The sequence below is a fragment of the Bacteroidia bacterium genome (assembly GCA_025056095.1).
In the GTDB taxonomy this organism is placed as follows: domain Bacteria; phylum Bacteroidota; class Bacteroidia; order JANWVE01; family JANWVE01; genus JANWVE01.
On sequence record JANWVW010000100.1, the window covers coordinates 1 to 10263 of the forward strand.

Below are 10263 nucleotides of genomic sequence, written 5' to 3' on the forward strand. Positions count from 1 at the left end.
CCTTGCCCACACTTCGCTGCGCTTGTGTGGGCAAGGTCGGCGTGCTACGGGCTGCGCTGACGCTTCGGTGCTGCGCTTCGCTTCGCACCAAGCCTGACGGCTTGCCCTTCGCATGCCTCACGCAGTTTACCTTGGTAAGTCATGTCTTTACCTTGTTTAAGGCTGAAACACAACCTTTTACAAACTAAAACTTTGCATAAGCTACAAAAGAATGAGTTTTTATGTTGTGTTTGTCCTCTGCGTATCCTACAAATTAAATTTTTTAACCTTGTTTTTTTAGTAAATTGCTTTACTGCTATGCAAAACAAACTATGAGTCAAATTTCTGAAACTCTTTTGGCGTACATTTGGAAACACAAAAAATTTGATACCTCTCAACTGCTTACCGAAGATAATCAGCCTATTGAAATTGTGGAAGTAGGGCGCACTAATTCCGCAGAAGGTCCAGATTTTTTAGATGCACGCATACGTATAAATGGTTATCTGTGGGCAGGAAGCGTAGAAATTGACGTTTTGCAACAAAACTGGGAACTTCACAAGCACCACCTTAACCCAAAGTATAATAACGTCATTTTACACGTAATATTTGAAGAAAACCACAAAATACCTCCTATTTATCGTGCTGATAATACTTTTGTACCTACTCTCAACCTTAAAAAGTATGTCCGAGATTCACTTATCCAAACCTACCAACAAATGCAAAAAAGCTATTCTTTTATCCCTTGTGAAAAATTATTTGACCCTTCCTACCTACCTAATGACCATAACGAAGTTCTACTCATGGAACGCTTGATAGAAAAAAGCCAACAATTTTATCAACAGCATCAGTCTTATTTAGACTGGCAAAATACGTTCTGGATAGCCTTTATACAAGGTTTTGGTTATGAAAAAAATGTAGAGTCTTTCAAAGAGATTGCTCAAAAATTACCCTTCAAACTCATCCTCAAATATCAACGAAACTTGGAAGACCTAGAAGCCCTTTTATTTGGCGTGGCAGGTTTATTAGAGCACCAAAAGATACAAGAACCGTACTACTTGAATCTTAAACAAAAGTGGGAGCTTCTAAAAAATAAGCACACACTTAGTGCAATAAGTCTGTACCCCTTACAATGGGGAGGCATACGCCCTGCTAATTTTCCAACCATTCGCTTAATGATAATTGCTAAAATACTTCATCGCCATTCTCATCTTATTCAAAATGGCTTTCAGATTAAAAGTGTAAAAGAATGGCACGAAACTTTTGAAAAAATATCTACTTCCCACACTTTTTGGGACACACATTACACCTTTGAAAAAATTTCGCAACCAAAGGTTAAAACCTTAGGTAAAACTGCAATTAACATTATGCTTATCAACACTATTTTACCTGTTCAATTTCTGTACTATCAATATCACCACCCTTTCAAAGCCCAAAGCATATTGAATTTATACCGAGAAATAGAACCCGAAGAAAATCACATTACTCAAAAGTGGAAAAATTTAGGCGTATCTTTAAAGCAAGCCCACGACACCCAAGTTTGGATACATTTATACAAAAATTATTGCGAACACAAAAAATGTCTCTCTTGTCCCATAGGGCAAAATATACTAAGCTAATCCACGCATATATCTACAAACTCTTTTATCTTACTAACCACTTTTTGCAGATCTTGCAAGTCAATGTCTGTACTAGAAGGTAAGCTAATCGCTCTCTGATAAATGTACTGTGCTACATTTTCATAAGTAAAATACTTAAAACGCGAAAACATAGGAAGCGTATGCATAGGTTTCCAAAAGCTGCGTGCTTCTATCCCATTTTGATATAAAAAGTCTAACAGGTTTTCTTTATCTACATTAGAGGGAATAATAAAAGTAGATAGCCAATAATTGCATTCGACCCCCTGCGTAAGAGAGAAAGGTATAAACCCTATTTCTTTCAACTCTTGGCAATAAAACCCGAAAATTTGCTTTTTCTTTTCAAGAAAAAAAGGCAGCTGCTCTAACTGTGCCAAGCCAATGGCAGCTAATATGTTTAATAACCGATAGTTATAGCCTATTTCATCGTGAATATATTCTCGCCCGTTGATTTTAGCTTGGTGGATTAAGTGTCTTGCATGTTTAGCAATTTCGTAGTCTTCGGTAAGCAGCATGCCTCCTCCACCTGTAGTAACAATTTTATTACCATTGAAACTAAAAATACCCACTTTACCTAAACTTCCTGCTTTATGGTTAAAATAACTACTGCCCAAAGCTTCTGCGGCGTCTTCGATAACTATTAAATTGTATTTTTGAGCTATTCTTTCAATACTTTTCATGTCAGGCATATTACCTAATACATGGACAGGCAAAATAGCTTTAATTTTTTTGTGCGTAGTCTTATCATAGTAAAAGCCGCTTTTGTAGTAAGTGTGATGAGATAAATAATTTTCCACTAGCTCAATATTCATTTGCCAAGTCTCAGAGCAAACATCCATAAAAATTGGTGAAGCCCCTGTATAACAAATAGCATTAACTGTGGCTACAAAAGTAAGCGTAGGTACTATAACCGCATCTTGTGGACCTATGTCTAAAACTCTCATAGCAATGTGCAGTGCTGCCGTACCCGATGAAGTTGCCACAGCGTATTTTACTTGGCAGTATTCGGCTATTTTTTGCTCAAACTGTGGAACGAATTCGCCTGCTACCGATATCCAATTTTCATCTAAGCACTTTTTTACATATTCCCATTCTCTACCTGATAAATTAGGGCGAGCTAAATAAATCATAACTTGTACAAAATTAAACCTTATTCACATACAGATATCCAATCTTGAAAATACTACCCTCTGACTGCTTATCAGAAAGAACGAAGTATTAGCATTTCAGTTATTGGCAAGTAGTCCAAAAACTTATTGCTTTATCTTTGCATAAGTATGAACTATAAAATCTCTCTACCTGTCTTTGAAGGTCCTTTTGACTTACTGCTTTTTTTTATAGAGAGAGATGAGTTAGATATTTATGACATTCCGATTCATAAACTGACTAACGACTTTTTAGCCTACATTCAAGAAATGGAACGAAAGGATATAGAGCTAGCAGCCGAGTTTATGATTGTAGCGGCTACGCTTATGTCTATCAAAGCAAAGATGCTTATTCCAAGATTGAACGTAAATGAAAAAGGTGAAAAAGTAGATCCCCGTGAAGAGTTAGTCAATCGCATATTGGAATACAAGCGTTACAAAGTAGCGGTTGCGGAACTTCAACTTTTAGAAAGTATTCGTTTAGAGCAATTCAGCCGAGGTTTTGTTCAAAAGGAGCAAGAGTTTTTAAAAAATACAATTACCCCCGAAGAGGAGCTACTTCCTGTTAATTTGTACACTTTACTAAAAACTTACAAAAGGTTGTTAGAAAAGCATCATTTGCAGAAAAACATTGTGCCGCATACGATAGAGCAGTACCCCTATACTATTGAAACTCAAATAGAGTTTCTCAATGCTCAGTTGGGTCAATATCAAAAGCTTTCTTTTGTGCAGATTATCAGCATCAATTCTAATCGTTTTTTTGTCTTATTTACATTTTTAGCCATTTTGCAGTTGGCACAAGAGCAGAAAATTGAGCTCATTGTAGGAGAGGGCTACAATAACTTTTGGATTATGAAATCGCCTGCGAATATTTCAAGCTAGGTATGTTAGGACTATTTTGCAAGGAAGGTTAAATTTTAATTTTTTGGGCGTGCCCTTGCCCACACTTCGCTGTGCTTGTGTGGGCAAGGTCGGCGTGCTTCGGGCTACGCTCACGCTTCGGTGCTACGCTGTGCTCCGCACTGGGCTAACGCCCACCCTCCGCATGCCTCACGCAACGAATCTCTGAAAAATCCATTTCTCTGCATCTTATGCAAAATTTTAGCTTGTAAGTGCTTGTACTTCAGGCTTAAACAAGGTAAAGACATAATGGCACAGGTCATCTGCGTGAGGGGCATGGAGCATGCCGTTAGGCAGTGCGTAGCGTTAGCGAAGCACCGAAGCGAAGCGTAGTGCGGAATGCCCCGACCCTTGCGTCAGCAAGGGGCACGCCCAAAAAAATCAAATTTTCTTTTGAAAACTAATACAGTAATCCAAAATTGAAGCAGAAATTTTGACTTTTTTACCACAGTGTAACTAAAAACACATTTATACTAACAATTCTTATTAAATTGCAAGCGCTATGAAAAACATCAAACAAGTTTTACACCGATTGGGCATTGAAGAAATTAACGCCGCAGCTAGCACAGGTGTTAATTGGGCACACGATAATAATGCAGAACCTATCGTCATCAAATCCCCTGTGGATGGAGAGCGCATAGCAGCGGTTAATACTTGCTCTGTACAAGATTATGAATACATCATTCAAACAGCTCAAAAAGCTTTTGAATACTGGCGCATAGTTCCTGCACCCAAAAGAGGAGAAATTATACGACAAATAGGTGATAAATTTCGTGAATACAAAGAGGATTTAGGTTACTTAGTTAGCTATGAAATGGGAAAAATTTACCAAGAAGGTTTAGGCGAAGTGCAGGAAATGATAGATATATGTGATTTTGCCGTAGGCTTATCTCGCCAACTGTATGGATTGACCATGCACTCTGAACGACCTCAACACAGAATGTATGAACAATGGCACCCTTTGGGAATAGTAGGAATTATTTCTGCTTTTAATTTTCCCGTGGCGGTTTGGTCCTGGAATGCTATGATAGCCGCAGTGTGCGGAAATGTATGCGTATGGAAACCTTCTATTAAAGTGCCTTTGTCAGCTATTGCTGTTCAAAATATCCTCAAAGAGGTACTGCTTAAAAACAACCTTCCCGAAGGTATATTTAACCTTATCATCGGAAATAGACAAATAGGCGATATCATGGCAAAAGACCGAAGAATACCTTTAATCTCTGCCACAGGTTCTACACGTATGGGAATAGCCGTGGGCAAAGCCGTAGCTGAACGATTAGGCAGAAGTTTATTAGAACTCGGTGGAAATAATGCAGTAATTATTACTCCACACGCAGATTTAGATATGGCTATCAGGGCGGTAGTATTTGGAGCTGTAGGTACCGCAGGACAACGATGCACTAGCACACGTAGGTTGATTATCCACGAAAGTATTTACGAAGAGGTTAAGCAAAGACTTATCAAAGTTTATCAACAACTTCCGATTGGAAATCCCCTTGAAGAAGGAATTTTAGTAGGACCTTTGATTGATAAACAAGCCGTTGAAAATATGCAGAAAGCACTTGAAAATGTTCAAAAAGAAGGAGGTAAGTTAATATACGGCGGTGAAGTACTTACAGGAAAAGGCTATGAAACAGGAACTTACGTCAGACCTGCATTGGTTGAAGCTGAAAATCACTATCCAACTGTACAAGAAGAAACTTTTGCACCCATTTTATATTTGCTCAAATATCAAACCATAGAGGAAGCTATTGCTATTCAAAATGGGGTAAGACAAGGTTTATCTTCTGCTATTTTTTCTCTCAATTTACGTGAAGTAGAGTTGTTTTTAAGTCATGTAGGTTCAGATTGTGGAATTGCCAATGTGAATATTGGTACTTCGGGAGCGGAAATTGGGGGTGCTTTTGGAGGTGAAAAAGAAACAGGTGGAGGGCGAGAATCAGGTTCAGATAGTTGGAAAGCTTACATGCGCAGACAAACTAATACGATCAATTGGGGTACTTCATTACCTCTTGCGCAGGGAATTAAATTTGATATATAAGTTATTTTGAAAAAGTCTTTTGAAGGTTTGGGCGACCTGCGTAGCAGGTCGCCCAAAAATGTATCCCTTAAAATACAAACTTTGATATGCTACTTTTTAAGCCCTAACTCTACCAATCGTTCATTAAGATATTCACCTGCTGTAATATCAGGATATTGCTTGGGATTATCAGGTGTAATGCAATGAGGTAAACAACTCAAATCCATATCTGAACGAGGATGTAAAAAGAAAGGAATAGAATACCGCGAAGTTTTGAGCAGCTCCTTGGGTGGATTAACTACTCTGTGTGTTGTAGAACGAATAACATTATTAGATAACCGCTGCAACATATCCCCTGCATTAACTACAATCTGGTTAGGTAAAACTGTTACAGGTATCCACTCTCCTGAACGAGTAAGCACTTCTAATCCTTCGGCTGAGGCTCCAATGAGTAAAGTAATTAAGTTAATGTCTTCATGAGCTGCTGCCCGCACTGCACCCTCAGGAATATCCCCTTCAATAGGTGGATAATGAATAGGTCTAAGAATACTATTGCCGTTATGAATGTGCTTGTCAAAGTAAAACTCATCTAGTTTAAGGTATAGTGCTAGTGCTCTAAGTATATATCGCCCAGTATTTTCAAACTGACGGTAAATAGATAAAGTTACTGTTCTAAATTCAGGTAGCTCTTCATCAGGAAAAATATTAGCAGGATATTCGTTTTTAATGGGGTCATCATCTGTTACTTCTTGTCCAACATGGTAAAATTCTTTTAAGTCAGGAACTGTGGAGTTTTTGGCATGTTCTCTACCAAATGAAGTGTATCCTCTCTGCCCTGCTAGCGCTTCTATTTCATATTTCTTTTTTACTTCAAGCGGTAAATTGAAAAAGGCAATGACTTGCTCGTATAACTTTTTGATTAGTTCTTGATCAATGCCGTGGTTGGTTACTGTAACAAAACCTACTTCGCGATAGGCATTTCCTATCTCTTCTACGAATTTTTGCTTTCTTTGCGGATCTCCACTTAGAAAATCAGCAAGATCCACATTTGGAACTGTTTTCATACAAAGCAATATTAAAAAGACTTGTGCTCTCTACAAAATTATTGTAAATAATCATCAGAACTTTTTACAGCAAATAACATCAAGTTTTGTAATTTTGTAATATGGCTAAAAAAATTGTACAAGTAGGTAATATTGCTTGTGGAGCGGATAAGTTGTTTCTTATATCAGGTCCTTGTGTGATAGAAAGTGAGCCTTTGATGATGCAGACTGCGGAAAGTTTGAAAAAGATTAGTGAAAAACTAGATATTCCCCTTATTTTCAAGTCATCATTTCAAAAAGACAATCGCAGTAGTTTAGAGTACTATCAAGGTCCTGGATTAGAAAAAGGATTAAAACTCCTACAAAAAATAAAACAAACTTTTGATATACCTGTACTTTCTGATGTACATTATCCTGAACAAGTTGATGCTGCAGCAGAAGTTTTAGATGTTATTCAAATCCCAGCATATTTATGCATGCAGACTACTTTGACCGTAGCAGCAGCCAAAACAGGTAAAGTAATTAACTTGAAGCATGGGCAATTTTTAGCACCTGATAACATGATTAAACCTGTTCAAAAATGTGAGCAGTCAGGAAACACCAAAATTATCCTTACAGAAAGAGGTTATACATTTGGATATAATGATTTGGTAGTTGATCCAAGGAGCTTTTATCATCTTAATCAAATTGGGTATCCTGTTGTTTTTGATGTAACGCATTCTATTCGCAGGTATGGTATTCCAAGCGCAGACCCTAAGGGAGGGAATAGAGAGTTTTTAGGAACATTAGCCAGGGCAGGCGTTGCATCAGGAATTGATGGATTGTTTATAGAAACACATCCTTGTCCTGCTGAAGCCTTATGCGATGCTGCTAGTCAATTACCTTTATCTCAATTAGAGGAATTTCTAAAACCTTTGTTAGAATTACATGCTGTGGTCAAAAAATATGAGGAAAAAATTACAGTGTAGTTTTTTCGTTTTTTGTTAATTTGCAACTGAAAGCATATTATTTAATCAATGCCAATGACAAAAAAATATAGAAATACCTACATTAAGCCCGAAAATAAGAATGCTAACACACCCCTGAATATAGAAAATAAGCCACAAGATCGCCCCGAGCGCAATGCAGTAGAATCTAAAAGCCCTGTATTGGACTTTCTCAACAAGTATCAAATTAGAATGCTCATAGGTATACTCTCTACTTTCGTGGGAGGATTTCTATTTGTAGCATTTATCTCACATATCTATGGAACAGGTAAAGCAGACCAAAATATCGCCCAAAATGCAGGTTTATTAAGAATTTTAGGTATTACCCCTTTTAGAGAATATGCAGAAAATTGGCTAGGCATAATGGGTGCAGTGTTAGCTTATTATTTTATTCGTGAGTGGTTTGGATATAGTAGTTTCTTATTTGCTTTGTACTGTATTTACTTTGGAATAAAACGATTACGAATATGGACAGGATTCAATGTAAATCTTTTTAAGTATGTCCTTTTTGCAGCGTTTTGGCTATCCTGTTTTTTGAGTTGTGTTTTGTATATTACTACTCATCAGTGGTTTGAGCTGGGGGGAGGTTTAGGCAAAGCCCTTAACACGGCTATTATAAGAAGTGTAGGTAATGCAGGGGCTATTGTGCTTTGGTTGCTCATTTTAGGTATATTCTTATTTTTCAATGTGGACTTTAAGCTTGTAATGAAGACTGTATTTCAGTTTGTAAAAGATACCGATAAAAATACAAAACAAAAAACAGACGAAACTCAAACTAACCGAAAAGATGCGCTTTCTTCAAATGGAATTAACCCACGCATGAAAAATACTACTTCGGATGTGCATAATAATGTTATCATTCCCCCTACTACTCATAAGGGATATCAAAAACCCTCTGTCATGGTACTTCATAGTGCTATTCTTGGAGAAAATCACGTTACACAGTCAGAAATAAACTCAAAAGTGATTAAAATTATCAAAGTATTAGAAAGTTTGAGCTTGAAAATAGTGGACGTGCAGTACATTATTGCCCCATCCATTACTAAATTTGAACTTTATCCCGAACCCAGCATACCTCTTTCGGACATTTTACAAAAAAAAGCAGATATTCAAAAGTTATTTTTAGATGAAAATGCGATAGTTCAAGTTTCCACAAGTGCAAAAGATGCCCCAATTATTATTCAAATACCGAATGAAAAACGAGCTAAAATTAATTTCAACAATGTCGCTAATACTTCCTCTTTTTTGCAGAGCAGTCAAGTTTTACCTATTGCTTTGGGAATAAGTGAAGATAACCTACCCTTAGTAGTAGATTTAGCCAAACATCAGCACTTGCTTTTCATTGGTAATAACAGTCAAGTAGAACGCAATTTCCACGCTTTGATAGTATCTTGCCTACTTTCTAAAACGCCACAACAGATTAAATTTGTCTTTATAGACACTCAAACTACTGAATTCACACAGTATACTCCTATCCAATGGCAATTCTTTGCCATGCTAAAAAATAGCGATACGCCTATTGCTAACACCTCTGATAAAGCTTCACAAGTTTTACAATCCCTGCTAGATGAGATAACTCACCGAATCACTAAACTACAATCCAAACATTGTAAGAATATTGAAGAATACAATGAAAAGTATGACAACATTATCCCTTACCTAATTGTATGTATCTACAATTGGACAAGCATCAAAGATGCAAAGCCAGAAACTGAAAATCTATTGCATGCCATTTTGCAAGATGCCCATGCTGCAGGTATTCATATAGTTATATCCGTTGAAGCTAAGCACTGTTATTTGCTTCCTCCTCACATAAAGAAGTATTTTTCTACAATTCTGCTACACAAAACCGATGCCTTGTTTTCAGAGCAGATTATTGGACAACCTTATGCATCTCTACTTTTAGATGACAGTGATGTTTTACTTTGCGTAGCTAATCAAATGATACGTTTAGAATGTCCGAAGGTCTACGATAGTGAGATAACCAACATTAACCAGAACATAAAAAGTCAAAGGTCGGAGGAGTTAGAGGAAGTATATTGGCTACCTGAACAATCTGCTACCTTCAAAGAAAACAGCACGAAAACTTCTTCTCATGACATGGATTGGACTAATGTAGATTTTCGCATTCCTGACGGACTTCCGCTTTCTTTGGTGGTAGATGCTATTACTTTGATAGTACAAGCTCAAAACTGCGAGGTGTCCTTTATTCAAAAAAGGCTGCGATTAACCGAGCAAAGGGCAAGTAGGTTGTTGCAGTATTTAGAGAAAATCAAGGTAGTAAGTAGCCCCAATTCAGATGGCACACGTAATGTCTTGATTGACAATGAATCCTCCATGAAAACTGTTTTAGATAAATTGTATGCTATTGCATAAATTTCAAAAAATTAAACTTTTTTATTTTTTCTTTTGGGCGTGTCCTTGTGGGCGTTTCGCTACGCTCATGCCCACAAGGTCGGCGTGCTACGGGCTACGCTAACGCTTCGGTGCTTCGCTTCGCTACGCACTGGGCTAACGCCCACCCTTCGCATGCCTCACGCAAGGGATCTCTGAAAC

General features: G+C 37.5%; 9 protein-coding genes. 6 read left to right on the plus strand and 3 right to left on the minus strand.

Annotation, left to right across the window (positions count from 1 at the left end; translation table 11 throughout):
- Positions 1-311: 311 nt before the first annotated feature.
- The gene (locus NZ519_08395; GenBank protein ID MCS7028770.1) at positions 312-1595 is read left to right on the plus strand and encodes a DUF2851 family protein; all 1284 of its coding nucleotides are present in this window, start codon (positions 312-314) and stop codon (positions 1593-1595) included.
- Here the strand turns inward: NZ519_08395 and NZ519_08400 are convergent.
- Complete coding sequence (locus tag NZ519_08400) at positions 1592-2743, minus strand: LegC family aminotransferase (GenBank protein ID MCS7028771.1); 1152 nt, start codon at positions 2741-2743, stop codon at positions 1592-1594. The two genes, NZ519_08395 and NZ519_08400, sit on opposite strands and share 4 nt — an antisense overlap.
- Positions 2744-2890: 147 nt before the next feature.
- On the opposite strand from NZ519_08400, the gene NZ519_08405 reads away from it, so the two are divergent.
- On the plus strand, positions 2891-3640 hold the full coding sequence (locus tag NZ519_08405; protein ID MCS7028772.1) for a segregation/condensation protein A: 750 nt from the start codon (positions 2891-2893) through the stop codon (positions 3638-3640).
- Here NZ519_08405 and NZ519_08410 read toward each other — a convergent pair.
- A complete protein-coding gene (locus NZ519_08410; protein MCS7028773.1) occupies positions 3632-3754 on the minus strand; it encodes a hypothetical protein in 123 nt (40 codons plus the stop codon). The two genes, NZ519_08405 and NZ519_08410, sit on opposite strands and share 9 nt — an antisense overlap.
- Here NZ519_08410 and NZ519_08415 point away from each other — a divergent pair.
- Entirely contained in the window at positions 3716-3991 is a 276-nt protein-coding gene (locus NZ519_08415; GenBank protein MCS7028774.1) for a hypothetical protein, read from the plus strand. The genes NZ519_08410 and NZ519_08415 overlap by 39 nt on opposite strands.
- A 169-nt stretch (positions 3992-4160) precedes the next feature.
- Positions 4161-5699, plus strand: coding sequence for an aldehyde dehydrogenase family protein (locus NZ519_08420; protein ID MCS7028775.1), 1539 nt, complete (start codon positions 4161-4163; stop codon positions 5697-5699).
- An 89-nt stretch (positions 5700-5788) separates the two neighbouring features.
- Here NZ519_08420 and NZ519_08425 read toward each other — a convergent pair whose 3' ends face one another.
- Positions 5789-6742, minus strand: a complete 954-nt coding sequence (locus NZ519_08425; protein ID MCS7028776.1) for an isopenicillin N synthase family oxygenase — start codon at positions 6740-6742, stop codon at positions 5789-5791.
- A gap of 101 nt (positions 6743-6843) precedes the next feature.
- Here NZ519_08425 and kdsA point away from each other — a divergent pair, with 101 nt between their 5' ends.
- Both kdsA and NZ519_08435 read left to right on the plus strand, forming a co-directional pair.
- The gene (gene kdsA / locus NZ519_08430; GenBank protein ID MCS7028777.1) at positions 6844-7689 is read left to right on the plus strand and encodes a 3-deoxy-8-phosphooctulonate synthase; all 846 of its coding nucleotides are present in this window, start codon (positions 6844-6846) and stop codon (positions 7687-7689) included.
- A gap of 54 nt (positions 7690-7743) precedes the next feature.
- Entirely contained in the window at positions 7744-10083 is a 2340-nt protein-coding gene (locus tag NZ519_08435; protein ID MCS7028778.1) for a DNA translocase FtsK 4TM domain-containing protein, read from the plus strand.
- The last annotated feature ends 180 nt before the right edge of the window (positions 10084-10263 follow it).

Coding starts and splice junctions, on each gene's coding strand:
- NZ519_08435 (MCS7028778.1), top strand. CDS start 7,744: ATGACAAAAAAATATAGAAATACCTACATTAAGCCCGAAAATAAGAAT.
- NZ519_08420 (MCS7028775.1), top strand. CDS start 4,161: ATGAAAAACATCAAACAAGTTTTACACCGATTGGGCATTGAAGAAATT.
- NZ519_08425 (MCS7028776.1), bottom strand. CDS start 6,742: ATGAAAACAGTTCCAAATGTGGATCTTGCTGATTTTCTAAGTGGAGAT.
- NZ519_08395 (MCS7028770.1), top strand. CDS start 312: ATGAGTCAAATTTCTGAAACTCTTTTGGCGTACATTTGGAAACACAAA.
- NZ519_08405 (MCS7028772.1), top strand. CDS start 2,891: ATGAACTATAAAATCTCTCTACCTGTCTTTGAAGGTCCTTTTGACTTA.
- NZ519_08400 (MCS7028771.1), bottom strand. CDS start 2,743: ATGATTTATTTAGCTCGCCCTAATTTATCAGGTAGAGAATGGGAATAT.
- kdsA (MCS7028777.1), top strand. CDS start 6,844: ATGGCTAAAAAAATTGTACAAGTAGGTAATATTGCTTGTGGAGCGGAT.